This is a genomic window from Trinickia symbiotica (assembly GCF_003028655.1).
GTDB lineage: Bacteria > Pseudomonadota > Gammaproteobacteria > Burkholderiales > Burkholderiaceae > Trinickia > Trinickia symbiotica_A.
In genome coordinates this window covers 23,031-41,867 of sequence record NZ_PYUC01000010.1, presented here as the reverse complement: position 1 = coordinate 41,867, position 18,837 = coordinate 23,031, and the positions used below count along the sequence as shown (strand labels likewise).

The 18,837-nt window shown below is 58.3% G+C and carries 16 protein-coding genes; 7 read left to right on the top strand and 9 right to left on the bottom strand.

Annotated elements, in window-relative coordinates:
• Positions 1 to 69 precede the first annotated feature (69 nt).
• On the top strand, positions 70 to 1,128 hold the full coding sequence (locus tag C9I57_RS20035) for a lactonase family protein (protein ID WP_107152591.1): 1,059 nt from the start codon (positions 70 to 72) through the stop codon (positions 1,126 to 1,128).
• Between the two features lie 211 nt (positions 1,129 to 1,339).
• Here C9I57_RS20035 and C9I57_RS20030 read toward each other — a convergent pair whose 3' ends face one another.
• Positions 1,340 to 1,999: a GntR family transcriptional regulator gene (locus C9I57_RS20030; protein ID WP_102607037.1), complete on the bottom strand. Its 660-nt coding sequence runs from the start codon at positions 1,997 to 1,999 to the stop codon at positions 1,340 to 1,342.
• 653 nt (positions 2,000 to 2,652) lie between these two features.
• Here C9I57_RS20030 and tsx point away from each other — a divergent pair.
• From tsx to C9I57_RS20005, 6 genes are all read left to right on the top strand, one after another.
• On the top strand, positions 2,653 to 3,594 hold the full coding sequence (gene tsx / locus C9I57_RS20025) for a nucleoside-specific channel-forming protein Tsx (protein ID WP_107152384.1): 942 nt from the start codon (positions 2,653 to 2,655) through the stop codon (positions 3,592 to 3,594).
• A 26-nt stretch (positions 3,595 to 3,620) separates the two neighbouring features.
• On the top strand, positions 3,621 to 4,901 hold the full coding sequence (locus C9I57_RS20020; protein ID WP_107152383.1) for a NupC/NupG family nucleoside CNT transporter: 1,281 nt from the start codon (positions 3,621 to 3,623) through the stop codon (positions 4,899 to 4,901).
• Positions 4,902 to 5,039: 138 nt separating this feature from the next.
• Positions 5,040 to 5,837, top strand: a complete 798-nt coding sequence (deoC, locus tag C9I57_RS20015) for a deoxyribose-phosphate aldolase (RefSeq protein ID WP_107152382.1) — start codon at positions 5,040 to 5,042, stop codon at positions 5,835 to 5,837.
• Positions 5,838 to 5,852: 15 nt separating this feature from the next.
• Positions 5,853 to 7,175 carry a thymidine phosphorylase gene (gene deoA, locus C9I57_RS32810; RefSeq protein ID WP_181321891.1) on the top strand — a complete coding sequence of 441 codons (1,323 nt, stop codon included), beginning with the start codon at positions 5,853 to 5,855 and terminating at the stop codon, positions 7,173 to 7,175.
• A 21-nt stretch (positions 7,176 to 7,196) separates the two neighbouring features.
• A complete protein-coding gene (locus C9I57_RS32805; protein ID WP_181321890.1) occupies positions 7,197 to 8,426 on the top strand; it encodes a phosphopentomutase in 1,230 nt (409 codons plus the stop codon).
• Between the two features lie 126 nt (positions 8,427 to 8,552).
• Complete coding sequence (locus tag C9I57_RS20005; protein ID WP_102607043.1) at positions 8,553 to 9,320, top strand: nucleoside phosphorylase; 768 nt, start codon at positions 8,553 to 8,555, stop codon at positions 9,318 to 9,320.
• A 209-nt stretch (positions 9,321 to 9,529) separates the two neighbouring features.
• On the opposite strand, the gene C9I57_RS20000 is transcribed toward C9I57_RS20005, so the two are convergent.
• The 8 genes from C9I57_RS20000 to C9I57_RS19965 form a co-directional block, all read right to left on the bottom strand.
• On the bottom strand, positions 9,530 to 11,392 hold the full coding sequence (locus tag C9I57_RS20000; protein WP_107152381.1) for a methyl-accepting chemotaxis protein: 1,863 nt from the start codon (positions 11,390 to 11,392) through the stop codon (positions 9,530 to 9,532).
• 124 nt (positions 11,393 to 11,516) lie between these two features.
• Positions 11,517 to 12,938 (bottom strand): NAD(P)(+) transhydrogenase (Re/Si-specific) subunit beta, encoded by a 1,422-nt coding sequence (locus C9I57_RS19995; protein WP_107152380.1) that lies wholly within the window; start codon positions 12,936 to 12,938, stop codon positions 11,517 to 11,519.
• Between the two features lie 3 nt (positions 12,939 to 12,941).
• A complete protein-coding gene (locus C9I57_RS19990) occupies positions 12,942 to 13,262 on the bottom strand; it encodes an NAD(P) transhydrogenase subunit alpha (RefSeq protein WP_219909897.1) in 321 nt (106 codons plus the stop codon).
• 1 nt (position 13,263) lies between these two features.
• Positions 13,264 to 14,397: a Re/Si-specific NAD(P)(+) transhydrogenase subunit alpha gene (locus tag C9I57_RS19985; RefSeq protein ID WP_107152378.1), complete on the bottom strand. Its 1,134-nt coding sequence runs from the start codon at positions 14,395 to 14,397 to the stop codon at positions 13,264 to 13,266.
• A gap of 195 nt (positions 14,398 to 14,592) precedes the next feature.
• Entirely contained in the window at positions 14,593 to 15,843 is a 1,251-nt protein-coding gene (locus C9I57_RS19980; protein ID WP_107152377.1) for a M20 family metallo-hydrolase, read from the bottom strand.
• Positions 15,840 to 16,721 (bottom strand): alpha/beta fold hydrolase, encoded by an 882-nt coding sequence (locus C9I57_RS19975; protein WP_107152376.1) that lies wholly within the window; start codon positions 16,719 to 16,721, stop codon positions 15,840 to 15,842. Before C9I57_RS19975 ends, C9I57_RS19980 begins: the two co-directional genes overlap by 4 nt.
• 12 nt (positions 16,722 to 16,733) lie before the next feature.
• The gene (locus tag C9I57_RS19970) at positions 16,734 to 17,867 is read right to left on the bottom strand and encodes a pyridoxal phosphate-dependent aminotransferase (protein WP_107152375.1); all 1,134 of its coding nucleotides are present in this window, start codon (positions 17,865 to 17,867) and stop codon (positions 16,734 to 16,736) included.
• Positions 17,868 to 18,010: 143 nt separating this feature from the next.
• Complete coding sequence (locus C9I57_RS19965) at positions 18,011 to 18,793, bottom strand: SDR family oxidoreductase (RefSeq protein WP_102607051.1); 783 nt, start codon at positions 18,791 to 18,793, stop codon at positions 18,011 to 18,013.
• Positions 18,794 to 18,837 lie beyond the last annotated feature (44 nt).

Sequence of the window (18,837 nt, the reverse complement as noted above, 5' to 3'; positions counted from 1 at the left end):
GGGCGTGCAGATCGCGATCGCATGGAACCGTGCAATCTGCCGCAGCTCGACCGCAAGAGGAAGCCAGGAATGTTTGCATACGTGGGCTCACGTACGACCGTCGAGCGCAACGCACGAGGCGAAGGGATTAGCGTCTATCGAGTGCATCCCGACAGCGCGCTCGAACTCGTTCAACTCGTCACCGATCTGATCAACCCGTCCTTCCTCGCACGGAGCGTCGACGGGCGCAGGCTTTACGCGGTGCACGGTGACATGGCGGACATCACCTCATTTGCGATCGATCCGCACTCTGGAAAGCTGACGTCGATGAACACGCAGAGCACGCGGGGTAAAAACCCTGTGCATCTGGCACTCGACCCGACCGGGAAATACGTGATCGTGTCCAATCACATCGGAGCCAGCCTCGCGGTGTTGCCGATCGCGCCGGACGGCTCACTCGAGGCTGTCTCGCAACTCTTGCCACTCGAAGGGCCGATCGGTCCGCATCGAATTGAGCAGACGCAAGCCAAACCGCACTTCAATCTGCTCGACCCCACGGGTCGCTTCGTCGTGGTGCCGGACAAGGGATTGGACCGTATCTTCGTTTTTCGGTTCGAGGGTGGAAAGCTCACGCCGACGGAACACGCGTTTATCGTCACGCGCGAAACGGCCGGCCCGCGACATGTCGCCTTTCATCCCCAAAACGCATATATGTACTGCGTCAACGAACTGGATTCCACGGTTACCAGTTACCGATACGCAGCAGACAGCGGCGCACTTATCCCGTTGCAGATATTGTCGACGCTTCCCGATACCTATACGGGCAATAGCCGCGCGTCGGAGATAGAGGTCGCGAGAAACGGGCGTTACGTATATGCGTCGAATCGCGGGCACGACAGCATTGCGATTTTCGCGATCGACCAAGCATCCGGTCGTCTGAGCTTCGTCGATGCGGAATCGACGCGGGGACACACGCCGCGCTATATAACGAGCACGCCCGACGGCCGCGTGATGTATGCGCTCAACGAAGACAGCGACAGCATCGTTGCCTTTGCGATTGACGACGCGACAGGCCGCCTCGCATACACCGGATGCACGACTAATTGCGGCAGTCCTGTGTGCATGGTGTTTTCGGGCCGAGACGGGTGATTGCGAATGCCCGGATATGCCCTTCAGGCAACCGCGCGATGCACCAGCGCCAAGCGTCCGATCTTCTGCCCGCTCGCTGGCGCAAGCGGCGGCTCAGCAGGCGTATTCGTCACCTAAGTCAAACATCGACACAGCTTCGAGAAGATGCGCCGCCTATCGGATGTTTGGTTGGGCCAGCGATGCGAACGAACGCACCTCACAGGGTGACACATTAGACGTTGGCTCCGGCTTCTTCCGGGAAGAGTGCAATGAAGTCAAGCATCTGCTCGCCAAGCAAATTCACATGCGCTGACATGGCCTTGTCCGCAGCGTCTCCGTCTCCGCGCTCTATCGCCGCAATGACCTCCTCATGTTCGTCGATAGTATCGATCCGTCGACGCGTTTTCTGCGTGACGAGCTTGCGATAGGTCGAGACCCTGTTGCGCAAGCTTCGAGTCTGTTCGGCCAGAAACTCGTTCTGGCTGGCTTCATAGATGACCTCGTGGAAGCGTCGATTAACCTCGTAGAACCTATCGATTTCGTCGGAATGGACGATTGGTTTCAACTCCAGTTGCGTCGCCCTCATCCGTTCGATCTGCTCACGCGTAGCTCTCCGTGCTGCGAGGCGGGCGCACAAACCTTCGAGCTCGGCCATCACTTGAAACATCTCGAGGAGCTTACGAGCCGACAGCGCGGCAACCATTGCCGGTTGGCGGGGCCTCATCGTAATCAGCCCCTCTGAAGCGAGTTGCCGCAGCGCTTCCCGAATGGGCGTGCGCGAACAGTCAAAACGTTCCGACAGTTCAGTCTCTTCCAGACGTGATCCAGGAGGCAGCGCCCCCGACAGAATCTCGCCCTCCAAGGTTGTCAGGATTTCATCAGCGCGGGTCATTGTGTTCTCTCAGCGCAAGTCTGTATGCGGTTAGGCAGCCTTCATTGTCGCACGATTTGAGAGGACGCCTCAAAACCTATGCGGCCGCAACGATTCATGGCGAATAACTTGGCCAAAGCTGGTGCCTCCCCTGGACAACCTTTTCGCTGCCCGATCTCACTTCATGGTTTTCACCTACCCCCTCTCCTTCCTGCACATCCGTGTGACGCCCTGACATTGAGCGCTGGAAGGCTGATGCCCCTGGGGACTGTAAGGAAACGTCCTTGCCTGACAAGGAACTCGGGACCTTTTCGCGGCGAACCTTACGAATTCTTGGGACCGGCGAGGACCTTGCCGTGACGCGCTGACCCTCGGTTAGAATTCACCGATGCCTCTTGTTGTATTTTTATCAGTGGACTCTGTCGACACATGTGGGTAATGTTAGATACGTTGCATCGACATGTGAATGCACTAACGTCACTGTGGCGACGCAGCTTCGGCCAGCGATCGGCATTCACGGGGCGCCCCCGGCGAGACCGAAGCAGGCACGCCGTGAAGTCAGATGACACGCACGGCAATGCGGCCGCGATGGGTCGGCGTTCGTCGCCGCCCACATTCGCGGTATGAGGAGATAAGCCGCTCAAGCGCGGCGCAGAAGACAAGGTTTGGACCAGATGAACAATGTTTTTCCCTACACGAAAAGAATGGCCGCGCGCCGCACGAAGCTCGCTTTGTCAGCGAGCGCCATTTGCATCGCCGGACTGACGGGGATACCGTCCACGACTCGGGCTGACGAGGGAGCAGAGCCTACGACAAGTGCGCCCGCTGCCAGTCCCTACCTGTCCGACTGGATTCATCAGAGCATCGGCGTGGTCGGCTCGAAGGACATCCGCTTCGGCCCATACAAGGTTAATGATGTCTATGCCGAGTACGAGTACTGGGGCCGAAAGGGACCTTTTGATCTGTACGGTTACGTTGATGTTCCGCGCACTTTCGGTGTGGGCAACTCGCACGACGGTGGCTACACGAACAAGGGCTCGCCTCTCTTCACGGAGCAGGAACCACGCATCTCAATCGACCATCTTGTCGGCCGTAGCCTCGCTATCGGCCCGGTGAAGGAATGGTACGTCGCCTTTGACTGGATTTACGATCAAGGTCACAACACGGCTGGCCGGCAGAACACGCTATATGCAGGTCTTGGCACCGATCTGGCGGCACCTGGAAAGATGTTTCTTTCAGCGAACTTCTACGCACGCCGGCAATTCGAAAACTACGGCGCGCCGAACGCAAACTCCTTCGACGGATTCCGCTTCCAGATGAAATACGGCTATCCCCTCGGGACCTACTGGGGAGGCAATCTGTCCTATTTCGGTTTCTTCAACTACGACTTCGGTTCACGCCTCGCCGAGCAAACACAGGGCGTTCGGAGCGACAACGCTTTTGTCGCTACGAACGTGCTGAACTACGAGTTCAAACACCTGCGCTTCTGGACCGCAGCCCGCTACTTTCATAACGGCGGACAGTGGGCTGGCAAGACACTCGACTTTGGCGACGGTCCGTTCGCGAATGCCTCCACGGGCTGGGGCTGGTATGCCTACGTTGGATACCGATTCTAAATTCACTCATCTTTGAAGGACGCATTGTGGAAGCTTTGCGCAGTGTATTCGGCATCATTGCTTTGCTCGTGATCGCTTTCGCGATCTCCAACAATCGCAGGGCAATCAACCCTCGTACGGTGCTAGCAGCGCTCGCGCTGCAGCTCGCGATCGGCGCGTTCGCGCTGTTCGTCCCGCTCGGGCGCGACGCGCTCGGCGCTATAGCCCGCGGCGTGGGCAACGTACTTCAGAACGGCGAGAGCGGGATCGCGTTCATGTTTGGCGGTCTGGTCGGTCCAAAAATGTTCGAGGTATTCGGCAGGGACGGCTTTTCCTACGCCCTCCGCGTCCTGCCGCTGATCATTTTCGTGACCGCATTGATCGCCGTGTTGTATTACCTGCACGTGATGAAATGGATAATCAAGGTCATTGGTAGCCTGCTCGCGAAGATCATGGGCATCAGCTCGATCGAAGCCTACTCGGCGGTTGCCACCATCTTTCTCGGCCAACAAGAAATCCCCGCGCTGGTGAAGCCATTTATCAAGAAGCTCTCGGGACCGCAAATCTTTGCGGTCATGAGCAGCGGCATGGCGTCAGTTGCTGGGGCCGCGTTGGCAGGCTATGCCATGCTCGGAGTAAAGATGGAATACCTGATCGCGGCGTCGTTCATGGCCGTGCCTGGTGGCATTCTCTTCGGCAAAATCATCTGTCCGGTTACCGAGCCGAATCAGATCGAGGTCGACTCTCTTGAGTTCGACGAAAAGCGGGCCGCCAACGTGATCGAAGCGGCTGCAGCGGGCGGAGCCGTGGGAATGAAGATCGCAGTGTACGTGGCCGCGATGTTGATTACTTTCATCGGCCTGATCGCGCTGCTCAATAACATGGTATCGGGCATTACGGGATACTTCGGATTCCACGACGTGACTTTGCAGTACTTGCTCGGCATAATCTTTTCGCCCATTGCGTGGTTGATCGGCGTGCCGTGGCACGACGCATCCATTGCCGGCAACTTCATCGGTGTGAAGCTCATCTTGAACGAGTACGTCGCCTACACCGGCCTGGCGCCATACCTACAAGCCACCACGCAGGTCATCGCAAGCGGTCTCCAGGTGCTCTCGCCGAAAACTTTGACGATTGTCTCATTCGCTCTTTGTGGCTTCGCCAACTTTTCGTCGATCGCAATTTTGACCGGCAGCTTCGGTGCGATTGACCCAGAGGTGCGGGGACGCGTCGCCAAATATGGGCTTCGAGCACTCGCGTCGGCCACTTTGTCGAATTTGATGAGCGCGACAATCGCCGGTCTATTCGTCTCGCTCGCTGCAATGTAAGTAAACAAAGGCCTGCACCAATTGGACGCGTGAGTGCCGCGTCCAATTGTCATTTGGCTGCCGTCACGAAGGTTGATTTTCGTGCCCCGGCTCGCTCTTTAATGTCTCCCCTCCACATCGAACGTAGACCTTACCCGGATGACCTCAGAACTCGCCCAAGCTCCTGCACGCAATGAATTGACGGAATTGGCCCTCAAGGCGTTGCATTTGATCGACCTCACGTCGCTGAACTCGGACGACACCGACCAGCGGATCGAGGCCCTGGTCGCATCGGCAGATACTCCCGTGGGCACGCCCGCAGCCCTATGCATTTACCCACGCTTCATCGGCACCGCGCGTAAGGCATTGCTCGCGCGCGGTCTGAAGATGCCGATTGCAACCGTCATCAATTTTCCGCAAGGTAATCCGGTACCGGGCGTTGCCGCGCGGGAGATCGCTGAGGCGGTGGCCTTGGGCGCAGACGAGATCGACGTTGTCTTTCCCTACCGAGCGCTGATCGATGGAGATGCCCAAGTTGGCCGCGAATTGATCGGCCAAAGCCGTGCGGCGGCAGGCGGAAAGTGTCTGAAGGTCATCATCGAATCGGGCGAACTCAAGGATCCGCAACTGATCCGGCTGGCGAGCGAGATTTGCATCGAGGGCGGCGCCGATTTCCTTAAGACCTCGACGGGCAAAGTCCCTGTGAATGCAACCCTGGAGGCTGCACAAATCATGCTCGGGGCGATCCGCGGATCGGGCCGGATCGTTGGATTCAAGGCGGCAGGCGGCGTGCGAACCGCCGATGAAGCCGCGGCCTATCTCAAGCTCGCCGAGAGGATTCTCGGCCCGACATGGGTTACGCCGGCAAGGTTCCGCTTTGGCGCCTCAAGTCTGCTCGCGAACCTGCTGGCGACTCTTGGTCATGGCAACGCGCCGACTCAAAACAACGTGTACTAAAGGAGGGAGTATCAGATGTTCCTTGCTCAAGAATTCATTCGGAAAAAGCGAGATGGTCTGACGGTGAGTCCGGAAGACGTCACCGCTTTCATCCAAGGGATCACCGACGGAAGCATTTCGGAAGGACAGATCGCGGCTTTCGCGATGACGGTGTTCTTCAATGAACTTAATGTCAACGAGCGGGTAGCATTGACGTTGGCACAGCGCGATTCCGGTACCGTACTCGATTGGTCTTCGTTCGATCTCAACGGACCGATCGTCGACAAGCACTCGACCGGTGGCGTCGGCGACGTGGTCTCGCTGATGCTGGGACCGATGGTGGCTGCGTGCGGCGGCTACGTACCGATGATCTCTGGTCGCGGTCTTGGTCACACTGGAGGGACGCTCGACAAACTCCAATCGATTCCGGGATACAACATCACCCCCGATACCCAGACTTTCCAACGTATCGTGCGCGAAATTGGTGTCGCGATTATCGGCCAGACTCTTCAACTCGCGCCTGCGGACCAGCGCATCTATTCGGTACGTGACGTAACGGCGACCGTCGAATCGATTTCGCTGATCACCGCATCGATCTTGTCGAAAAAGCTCTCGGCCGGCCTCACAGGTTTGGTCATGGACGTGAAAGTCGGTTCCGGTGCAGTAATGCCTACGTTCGAAAAGTCCGTAGAACTTGCAGCGAGCATCGTCGACGTAGGTAATGGCGCCGGAATGAAAACGACGGCGGTCCTGAGCGACATGAACCAGCCTCTCGCGCCGGTTGCCGGCAACGCGACCGAGGTGCGATGCGCTATTGACTATCTCACCGGGAAAACCCGCCCAAAGCGCCTGCACGACGTCACTATGACGCTTGCATCTCAGATGCTCCAGGTTAGCGGCCTCGCTCCTGACGAGCCGGCTGCGAGCGCAATGCTGAACCGCGCGCTTGACTCCGGTGCCGCTGCAGAGCGGTTCGAAAAAATGGTCAACGCTCTCGGTGGTCCCACAGACTTCATTAACGCCGTCGATCGGCATCTTCCGGATGCGCCGGTAAAAGTACCGGTTCCCGCACCGAGAACCGGTTGGGTTCAACGTGTCGATTGCCGGGCCGTAGGGATGGCTGTGGTCGCTTTGGGCGGCGGGCGCATGCGAGCGGAAGATGTGATCGACCCGACCGTTGGTCTTTCGGGACTTGCAGAGTTGGGGCAATTGGTTGAGGCCGGATATCCGCTCGGTTACGTCCATGCGCGCGATGAGGCTGCCGCGGCACGTGCCGTTGCAGACTTGCAGAGCGCGTATAGGCTCGGCGACGAACGCGAGCTGGAGCCGCCAACCATTCATGGGCTTATGTGCCAATAGATGCTTGAGGAGTGAGCAGCCATGCGAGCAATCGTTCTAGTTTTGGATTCACTAGGTATTGGCGCAACACCAGATGCCGATCGCTTCGGTGACCTCGGTGCCAATACTCTCGGCCATATTGCAGAGCGTTGTGCCGGTGGTCATTGTGACGTCACCGGCGGCCGAAAAGGTCCATTGCACCTCCCTAACCTCGAAGCACTGGGTCTGGGCCTTGCGACCCAACTTGCTTCCGGCCGTATCCCCGATGGTTTCCAGGTCGCCCCCGCTCTATCTGGTGCCTATGGCGCTGCATGCGAACGCTCTACTGGCAAGGACACGCCATCAGGTCACTGGGAAATGGCAGGCGTCCCGGTGACGTTCGACTGGGGATATTTCAGTGCCCCGACGAACACCTTTCCGCATGAGTTGCTTGAGAAGATCGTGAGCCGAGCGCAGCTTCCGGGCTACCTCGGCAACTGCCACGCATCGGGTACGGAAATCATCTTTGCCCTCGGCGAGGAACACTTACGAACGGGAAAGCCGATTTTCTACGCCTCTGCAGACTCTGTTTTTCAGATCGCTTGCCACGAAGACCGTTTCGGCTTGGAGCAGCTATATCGCTTATGTGAGATCGCCCGCGAGGAAGTCGACCCGTACAACATTTGCCGGGTCATCGCACGACCTTTCAACGGCGAGACGGCAGAAAATTTCCGCCGAACGGGTAACCGAAAGGATCTGGCAGTGCCGCCCCCGGCACCCACGGTGCTTGAAAAGCTCCATTTCGCTGGCGGCCAGGTCATTGCTATCGGCAAGATCTCCGACATTTTCGCAGGCGTCGGGGTGACGCAGAAACTGTTCGCGCATGGGATCGACGAACTCTGGGAAGTCACGTTGAATGCCGTCCGCGACGCACCCGAATTCAGCATCGTGATGACAAACTTCGTCGACTTCGATCAAAGTTTTGGTCACCGCCGTGATGTGGTCGGGTATGCAACTGCCCTCGAGCAATTCGACCGGCGGTTGCCTGATCTTAGAGCGCTGCTGCGAGATGACGATGTCCTGATACTCACCGCCGATCATGGCTGTGACCCGACCTGGCCCGGCAGCGATCACACGCGAGAACATGTTCCCGTGCTGGTCTCCGGCCCGAGAGTCCCTTGTCAAAACCTCGGCGTGCGGGAGTCCTTCGCTGATATCGGGCAGAGTCTCGCGGTGTGGTTCGGTCTGCCCGCCTTTCCCGACCGCCGCTCGTTTTTAACCGGTAGGGCGTGAGTGGGGACATCGGGGCCTAGGTACCCAACTTCTCCTCGCCCCTAACGTTGAGCGGCCGCACGCCGGCTCGTGTTCGCTCGCGCGTCAGTTCCTGCGAGGTACTCCAATCGTCAAACAGAGGCATATATGAACGAAACCGAATCTGTTATCGGTCGCAAGAAGCGACACGTCGAGATCGGTGCGACAGCACTACCGCGCTGCGTATTACTACCAGGCGATCCAGCGCGAGTTCCAGTAATCGGCAGTACATGGGATAGGTACGAGGACGTCTCTTTCGTTCGCGAATATCGACTCGGCGTTGGTGCCATCGGCGGCATATCCGTCGCCGCGTGTTCGACCGGCATCGGTGGCCCCTCCACGGAAATTGCGGTGCTAGAGCTTGCTGAGGCTGGTCCAGATACGTTCATCAGGGTCGGCACCTGCGCGGCCCTCCAAGAACATATCAGGCCGGGGGACTTAGTCATTCAGCACTCCGCAGTCAGACTTACCGGTACAGTCGACGCGTACGTCAACCGCGATTTTCCTTCGGTTGCCGATCTCCAGGTTACGAACGCGCTCATCGCAGCGTGCAATGAGCTTGGCATCAAATACCACGTGGGCATGACGGCTAGCGTGGATTCCTTTTATGGCGGGCAAGGCAATCCCCTGCCAGGTGGACATTCGATGACTGACCTCACAGGCCCTGCAGAGTATCTACGGTCCCGAAAGGTTGCGACGTTTGAAATGGAAGCGGCGACGCTCTTCGTACTCGGCTCGCTCTTCGGACTTCGAACCGGAAGCGTCTGCGTGGTCGGTTCTAACCGGGTTACTAATGAACGGCTCGAAGTCGACACCGCAGTCCTTCCTGCCTGCACTGTCGCGTCGATGGCCGCGGCATCCCTCTCGCTCCGGTAGTTACTCGCTGCGAATCATTGATACGGCTCTCTACAATACGCCGTAGGCCGGCCAGGCTACCTCGCAATTAAGGAAAGTATGAGAAGTGCCGGGCACACGTGTGCCCGGCACTCCTTCAATCGCGAACACTGCAGTCGGCCCAATTCGTTTTCGCTGGCGAATGAGGTTATGCTGCCGATGAAGCCGTAGGCATCCGCACAAAACGTTGCCTAAACGCGATCGTCGACTTTGAACGCCGAAACCAGTCTCGTCAGTTCCGCCGCCTGCTGTTTCAAACTATCCGCAGCCGCCGCGCTTTCTTCCACCAAAGCTGCATTTTGCTGGGTTGTCTGATCCAGCGACTGCACGGCATATTGGATTTGATCGATGCCCGCGCTCTGCTCTAGGCTCGCCTCGGCAATCTCGCGCATCATCGCACTCACGCCTTGCACTTGCGCAACAACGTCACCCATCACCTTGCCGGCCTCGCTGACGAGCACCGATCCGTCGCTCACTGTTCCCGCGCTGTGCTCGATTAGTGTCTTGATCTCCTTGGCCGCCTGTGCACTTCGTTGCGCCAGATTTCGCACCTCCGCCGCAACGACAGCGAACCCCCGCCCCTGCTCCCCGGCCCTGGCCGCTTCCACCGCCGCATTCAATGCGAGAATGTTTGTCTGAAACGAAATACTGTCCATCATGGCGATGATCTCAGAGATCCGCTGCGACGCCGCGCTGATCTGCTCCATCGTGCTAACGACATCGCCGACAATCTGTCCACCACGCTCCGCAGCATCCGACGCGCCGCTGATCGACTCGGCGGCGGTCGTAGCCCTCTCGGTATTGTTTCGCACGACCGCCGTGATCTGCTCCATCGACGACGCGGTCCGCTCGAGATTGCTTGACTGCTCTTCCGTCCGTTGGCTGAGGTCCGCATTGCCCGACGCGATCTGCGTCGCCCCTGTCGCGATCGCCGCAGAAGACGCGCGAATCCGGTGCACGAGCCTGGACAACGACGATACGAATCGGTTGAATGCTTCGGACAACTGCCCGATCTCGTCCTGGCTATCAACTGTCATGCGGCGCGTCAAGTCGCCCTGCCCGCTGGCGATCTCCGACAGCAGCATCGCCGCGCGCCGGATCGGCGCGGCCACCGCGCGCCCGACCAGCCAGATCACGATCAGCGAGACACTCACTCCCGCCACCGCCGCTACCAACGTCGCACTCAGGATCGCCCGCGTCACCGGCCCGAGCAATTCAGCCTGCGGCACCTCAACCACCACATACGAATCCAGCTCAGGAACGAACGACGTCGCGATGAAGCGGGATCCGCGGTCGCCCACATAGCTCAGGTACGCATAGGGCTTGCCGGCCAGAAGCACCGACGACACATCGTGGGGCAGCCCTCGCTCATCCTTCAGGAAATGCTTGCCGTCCATTAGCGAAGTTTCACGGTGCATGATAATCGTCCCGTCTGAACGCACGAGATACGCCAATCCGGTTTCGCCGATTCCATAGCCCTTGATCGCCTTCGCCAGCTCCTCCGCGGAAAAGGCAATACTGGCGGCGCCGATGGGCGTGCCGTTAAGCTCGACGCGACTGTTGATGAACATGAGGTCGACAGTCCCCTCGTGATCCATGTTCACTTCGAATGGCTTGCGGGACGATAGGAAGCGCGGCAGCCACTGATCTTTATCGGTAAGCTTCTGCTGCAGGCCGGCCTCGTTGTAGTAGTTGCCGCTCTTCACCGACGCCCAGCCCACGGATGTCGCCTTCTGCTCGTCCTTCACATTCCGCGCGAGTTCGATCCAGTTGCGTGCGCCGGCGTTGGGTTCCCCGTCGGCTTCCCATTGAAGCAGGAACGCATCGCGCGCCAAAGTACGCACTGCCGCGATCGGCCCGGCCATCTGACGCTGTACGTCAGAGCGAATGCCATTGACGGCACTGGGCAATTCCTCGCGAATTACGCGATCGCGTACCGCACCGCTGATCAAACAGACGCTCAGGCCGCTCGAAATAGCGACGAATACGAGCAGACAACTCGCCATGCTGACAACCAGCTTGTTCTGAATAGAAAGTTTGCGCCAGAATTGCATGCTTAGAGTTGCTCTTGATAACAGTTGGGTATGAGCCTGCCTGATTGATCGGCATGCCGTCGCAAAACCGCATTACTGAATGGGAATTCGGGATCTGGTCGCTCCGCGCAGCCGGTTCGCCACTTCAATCGAGCGTCTTACCCATGTCCTCGACAACCTTCTTGGCATCCCCAAAGACCATCATCGTCTTTTCCATGTAGAAGAGCTCGTTGTCGAGGCCGGCATAACCCGACGCGAGCGAGCGCTTGTTGACGATCACAGTTTTCGCCTTGAACGCCTCGAGGATCGGCATCCCGAAGATCGGGCTTCCTTTGGTATATGCCGCGGGGTTCACGACATCATTCGCGCCAAGAACGATCGCGACATCTGCTTGGGCGAACTCGCTGTTGATGTCTTCCATCTCGAAGACCTGATCGTATGGCACTTCTGCTTCTGCAAGCAGCACGTTCATATGCCCAGGCATCCGCCCTGCAACCGGGTGAATGGCGTACTTGACCTGAACGCCCATCGAGACAAGCTTTTGCGCTAGTTCCTTGACGGCATGCTGCGCCCGTGCAACCGCCAGACCGTAGCCTGGAACAATGATCACCGATTCAGCGTTGCTCAGCACGAATGCCGCATCGTCTGCGCTCCCGGTCTTGACGTTGCGTTGAGCTTTCGCGCCAGCAACATCGCTACCCCCGCCACCGCCTAGGCCACCAAGAATCACACTAACAAACGAACGATTCATGGCCCTACACATAATGTAGGAGAGGATCGCACCGGAGCTTCCCACAAGCGAGCCGGCAATGATGAGCATGCTATTGTTGAGCGAGAAGCCAATGCCGACGGCCGCCCAGCCCGAATAGCTATTCAACATTGACACAACAACGGGCATATCTGCCCCGCCGATGGGGATGATCAACATTACGCCCATCAGCAAGCCAAGACTGATCACAAGAAAAATATCCGCCCAACTTTGCGTGTCCCAAAAACTGACGACAAAAGCTATCGAGATGAGGCCAAGGAGTAGATTGAGCGTATGCTGCCCGTTAAATTGCACCGGCGCACCTTGAAAAAGCCGAGATCTAAATTTTCCGGAGAGTTTTCCAAATGCGATGATCGAACCGGTGAACGTGGCAGCACCGATGAATGCCCCGATCGCCAACTCCACTCGGTTTCCGCCAGGAATCGGTGCCCCGTGTGCAGTGATCTGAAACGCCCAAGGCTCTTCGGTCGCGGCCACAGCAATGAATACCGCTACAAGTCCGATCATGCTGTGCATGAATGCAACGAGTTCCGGCATTTTCGTCATCTCGACACGATATGCAATAACGGAGCCGATCCCGCCCCCGACAAGCATGCCGATCATTACCCACCCTAGTCCCAGTGCTGAGCCAGCGATCGACGTTATCAGGGCAGCCGTCGTGACGACTGCGATTGCCATGCCTGCCATGCCGAAGAGATTCCCGCGTACCGATGTTCTGGGATGCGACAGACCTTTGAGGGCATGGATGAGGCAAACGCTGGCCAAAAGGTAGAGCAATGTGACAAGGTTCATTGACATCTCTTAGTTCTCCTCTTCTCTCGTTACCGTCTTTCGCTCTTTCTTCTTAAACATCTCGAGCATGCGCCGAGTTACGAGGAATCCACCGAACATGTTCACCGATGCCAAAGCCACTGCGAGCACGCCCATCGTTTTGCCAAGCGGAGTGACGGTCAGAGCTGCCGCGAACATTGCACCCACGATGACGATTGCTGATACAGCGTTTGTTACCGCCATCAGCGGCGTGTGGAGTGCCGGGGTGACATTCCACACGACGTGGTAGCCGACGTAGATTGCCAGCACCAGGATAATCATGTTGATGATCAGATGCGATACCAGTTCCACTTCAAATCTCCTCCGTTTCACGCTGTGGCGCGATCAGGCAAGCCGCAACAATTTCGTCATCGTCGGGGATACTGATTGCATCGGCATCCTTCGGCAAAACCAGCTTGACGAAGTCCAGAACGTTCCTTGCGTACAGGGCCGATGCATCGGCAGCAACCAGCGCAGGAAGGTTTGTTTCGCCGACAAGTGTTACGCCATGCTTCACCACCGTGCGGTCCGCTTCGGTGAGCGGGCAGTTGCCACCGGCGCCATCTGGTCCCTTTCCAGCAGCGAGGTCGACGATCACCGAACCTGGCTTCATGGAACGAACCATTTCCTCAGTGATGAGCGTGGGCGCCGCGCGTCCCGGAATTAGCGCAGTAGTAATCGCGATATCTGCCTGAGCGACGCGTTTGGCAACAGCCGCCTTTTGACGATCAAGCCAGCTCTGCGGCATCGGACGCGCATAGCCGCCGACGCCCTCCGCAATTTCCCGCTCTTCATCCGTTTCGTAGGGAACATCGATGAACTTCGCGCCCAGCGATTCCGCTTGCTCCTTCACCGAAGGCCGAACGTCGGAAGCCTCGATCGACGCGCCAAGTCGCTTCGCCGTTGCAATCGCCTGCAGGCCAGCAACACCAACACCGAGAATGACCACACGCGCCGCCTTCACCGTTCCGGCGGCAGTCATCAGCATCGGAAAGAACCGCTGGTATCTGTCGGCAGCGATCATGACTGCCTTGTAGCCTGCAATGTTCGCCTGGCTCGAGAGAACGTCCATGCTCTGGGCGCGCGTCGTCCGTGGCACAGCCTCCAGCGCGAATGCGGTAATACCGGCAGCCGCGAGCTTCCCGACTCCCGCGGAGTCAAAGGGATTGAGCATGCCTACGAGCGCAGAGCCCGGCCTCATCATTTCCAGTTCCCGAGCTGAAGGGGCGCGCACTTTCAAAATCAGGCCGCAGCCGAAGACACCAGCAACGTCAGTGATCTGCGCTCCCGCGGCCTCGTAGGCCGCATCATCTGCAGCGGCAGCCAATCCTGCCCCGCTCTGCACAAGAACAGAGTGTCCAAGCGCAACGAGTTTCTTCGCAGTTTCCGGTGTGACGGCAACGCGCGACTCGCCCGCTACCGTCTCGGCGGGTACGCCAATTTGCATGAGCTCCTCCTAAGAAAATCGTCCGGATATTCATGAGTTTCCAGACCGTATGAAGGGATCAACTCTTCAAGAACAATTCATTTTCTTTTTTTGTGGTTGCAACGCAGGTTCGAGATAGACGACACCCTCGCCGTCTCCGCGCTCGGGCAACACCCAAAAGCACCGACGATGTATGACATCCGGCAGCACACGATGTCAGCTCTCGAGCTGTGCCAGTTCACTCAGCACTTCTGCCAACACCCGTGCCCCAGCGAACGCATCGTCGGGAGTAATCGACTCTGCCTCGTTGTGCGTAATGCCAAGATGGCACGGTATAAAGACCATCCCTGATGGACAGACACCGTGGAGGTATCTCGCGTCATGCCCCGCTGCGGAGTAGAGCTCGAATTTGCTGATTCCGATGCGGGCCGCAGCTGAGTCGATGCGCTGCCGCATGTGATCGGGAAAGTCGAGCGACATGGCCGTCGACAGCTCCTTCACGTCGACGCGGCAGGGAGCCGCATTCTGCTGGCAGATACCGTCAATGGCGTCCCCCAGTTTCCTTAGCACGTCCGAGTCAGGGTGACGGAGATCGATGGAGAATGTCACGCCACTCGGAACCACCGAGGGTGCGTTCGGCGTTACAGTAAACTGCCCGATGGTGAACTTCACGACATCTTCGTCGTCGTGAATATGCTCGATCAGTGCACCGACCATAGCCGTAGCCGCAAGCAGCGCATCTTTTCTTTCGCTTCGCAAGGAGGTGCCAGCATGGGCCGCTTCGCCTTCTACGACGACGCGAAACGTACGCTTGCCCTGGATGCCGCTGACCACGCCAATAGTCTTTCCGAGACGTTCCAGCACAGGCCCCTGCTCGATATGCGCCTCCACATAGGCGAACGGCACGCCGCCCAGTGCGCGCAGGGGTACGTCAGCGAGCGCGGTGGCGGCCTTATCGAGCGCCTCCGCGACTGAGACGCCCGTGGCGTCCTTCACCGCCTTGACCTCGGCCAGGCTACGGGCGCCAGCGAACACCGCCGAACCCATCATGCCAGGCGCAAAACGGGAGCCTTCCTCGTTCATCCACGCGACGACGTCGATGGAGCGCCTCAGGGGAACACGCGACGCCGCAATCGATTCGCATGCTTCGAGTGCTGCCAGGACGCCATACACACCATCATACTTTCCGCCGGTCGGCTGGCTGTCCAGGTGAGAGCCCGAGACGACCGGAGCAGCAGATGAGTCAGTGCCGCAGAGCCGCAAAAACAAGTTACCAACCTCGTCTCGCGACTCGAGCATTCCGAATGATCTTCCCCATTCGATCAAACGTCGACACGCGGCAAAGTCTTCGTCGGACAACGCTAGACGATTGACACCGCCGGTGACTGTGGCGCCAATACGCGCAAGCGCTTGATGGCGCTCCCACAGTCGCTCCTTCGAAACGTTGTCGGAAAATGGGTTGCTCATGATGTCTTCATGATCTGAGTTGGCACGGCTCGCGGATCCCGCGGCAGCCACCGCCCTTGCCCAACCGTCGCGTGGAACTCTGCGACCAGTTGATTGAAGAGGGCCGGCTCTTCCAGGTTCAACGTATGCCCAGCCTTAGGCAGGACGGCGAGGCCCGAAGCAGGAATCGTCCGTTTCAGAAAGATTCCCGGCTGCAGGCAGTGGTCATCCTCATCGCCCACAATCACCAAGGTCGGAACCTGCATGTCCTTCAGCCGGTCTTCGAGGTCATAGAGCGACGGTCGACGCGCCTGCACCCCACGCATCGTCATCGCTGCGCCCACAGCGGAGTGCTCGCCAAGGTGGGCTTGAAACTCCGCCCAGCCACGCGGATCCTTCACCAGAAAAGCGATGCGTGACGCCGCCAGACCGTACGTTTTCGAGTACTGCTCAGAGCCCTGTGCCAAAAACTGGTTCGCCACCTCGTTTGAGACGCCCCGAAAGTACGCCTCGTGCTGCTTTTCCGCGCCATAACCGGCTCCCGCGACAACGAGCGACAGCGCGCGCGAAGGACGCAGCAGACCGAAGTGCAGTGTGGCGAAGCCTCCCATCGACAAACCGACGATATGCGCTTTCTGCACACCGAGTTCATCGAGCACGCATCCGATGTCGAGTGCTGCGCGCTCCTGGCTGTATGCATCGAGCGATTCAGGTACATCGGATGGAGGATAGCCTCTTGCGTTGAAGGCGATGCACCGATTGCGTCGTGAGAAGTAGCGCATCTGCGGCTCCCAGCCGCGCATATCCCCACCGAACTCATGCACGAAGACGATGGGATCGCCTTCGCCTGCTTCCTCGTAGTAGAGGTTGATCCCGTCGGATGTCTTGATGTACGGCATCGCTTCCCCCGATCAGAACAAGCTCGGCGGAACTTCGATCTTGCGAGCGCGTTCCACCATGACCGGCAGCAGGTCGCAAAACCGATCAGCCCATAGCTCCGGGACCGTCAAGCTCACCTTCACGAAGCGCTCACCGAAGCGTTTCGTGTGATATGTGCCCTGACGGATCATCACACCCTTTTCCTGATAGGCTGCCACCAGCGCTTCCGGATTGACGCCCGCATCGATGGTCTCGATCACGAGCAGGTTAGCGTTTGATGGAAAGACCGGTATTGCGAGCCCTTCGATCGCCTTTGCAGTTTCTGCGACCACCGACTGATTACGACGCTGACGTCCCCAGATTTCCGGAAACCATTGCGACTTCGTCTTGAGGCCAGCGATCGCAGCGCGCTGCGACAGCACATTACTGCCGAGGTTGTTTGGCGATGCCGTCGCGAGCTTCTCGATGATGTCGGGGCTAGCCAGAACGGCTCCAAGACGCATGCCGGCAAGGCCGAGCCACTTCGAGAAGCTGTAGGTGACGATCGTCTTTTCAGGGTAGAACTTGTATGCCGGTGTGAATTTTTCGGCGAAGTGGCAGTAAGTCGCGTCGTGGATCAGGTATGCGCCGACCGACCGTGCGATATCTGCGATCGCGCGAATCTCGTCTTCGGTATGGCACGTGCCGAGCGGGTTGTTCGGATCGACAAGATAGATCACCCGCGTCTTGTCCGACACCGCCTTTCGCAGTTGCTCGACAGTCAGCTTGTAACCCTGCTCGGCATTGTAGATAGGCAGTTCCACCACGTTCGAACCCGCCCTGCGGGCGAACGCCATCGGCCATGCCCAACTCGGGTCCGTCGTAACGAAGTCCGTACCAGATTCGCAGATGTTCGCGCACACGTTATAGAGCGCCTCGACGGCCCCGTCCGTCACCAACACCGATGCATCGGGAATACCCATGTCTTCGCGGATCAGTTTGCGCAGCTCTTCGAAGCCGGCGGGGGGGGCGTAAGCGTGATATTCGCCGCTCTCCATCGCCTTGATTACGGCTTCGCGGACCGACTCGTGCGGCTCATAGTGGTTAGTGTTCTGGCCGAGCCACATAAGCCCCGGCGTATTGCATAGCTTGTCGAAATAGAGGTTGCGAATTTCAAAGTTCTTCATGATTGATCCTTCAGAGACTCCGGCCGCGGGGCGACCAGGGCCCAGCCACTGCTGGGGCGATATATCGACCTACACGTTGTCCAGCAGAAAAATAATTCGTTCTTAACGAACTACAAATTTTGGTTTCAGTGGATGCGGTTCGGTTACACCACCGTGCGGCGCGACGCAATGCCGCCGTCGACTGTGAACACGGTACCCGACGTATAGCCTGATCGAAACGACGCGAGAAACAAGAAGAGGTCGGTAATTTCGTGGACCTTCGCCGGTCGCTTTAGCGGGTACTTTTCGAGCAGCTCGTCATAACGCTCGGCGCTGCCGAGCTTGTTCTCGGCGAATTTTTTCAGCATGTTGTAGATGCGCGTCGTGTCGACCGGACCGGGGTTCACACCGACAACGCGAATGTTGTCATCGAGGCTGCGGCCGCCGATTGCACGCGTCATCGCCATGATCGATGCGTTGCCCGCAGCACCTTCGATGTAGTTCGGGTCGCAGATTTCGCCGCCATTGCCGATGTTGTTAAGAATCACGCCGCCACCGCGCTGCTTCATCTTCGGGTAGATGAGGCGGATCATGTCAGCATAGCCGAAGCCCTTCAGTGCCCAGCCGTCACGCCATTTCTGCGCGTCGATGTCAAAGAGGGTACCGCTAGGAATCACGCCGGCATTGTTGACAAGAATGTCGATATCGCCCGCTTCCTCCGCGATGCGCTCGCAAGCGCCCGTTTGCGTCATGTCGACCGCCGTGACGCTTACCTCGACCTTGAAGTCTTCGCGTATGTTTAACGCGATTTCGTTTAGCTTTTCCTGCGAACGGGCCGTCAGATGAAGGTCGCAGCCTTCCTGCGCGAACGAGTAGGCCAAGCCCTCACCGATACCCTGCGAGGCGCCGGTGATAAGAACTTTTTTTCCCGATAGTTGCAAATCCATGATTTCTTCCAGCGATAGTGATGAGGTTGAGGTATCGGAAGACA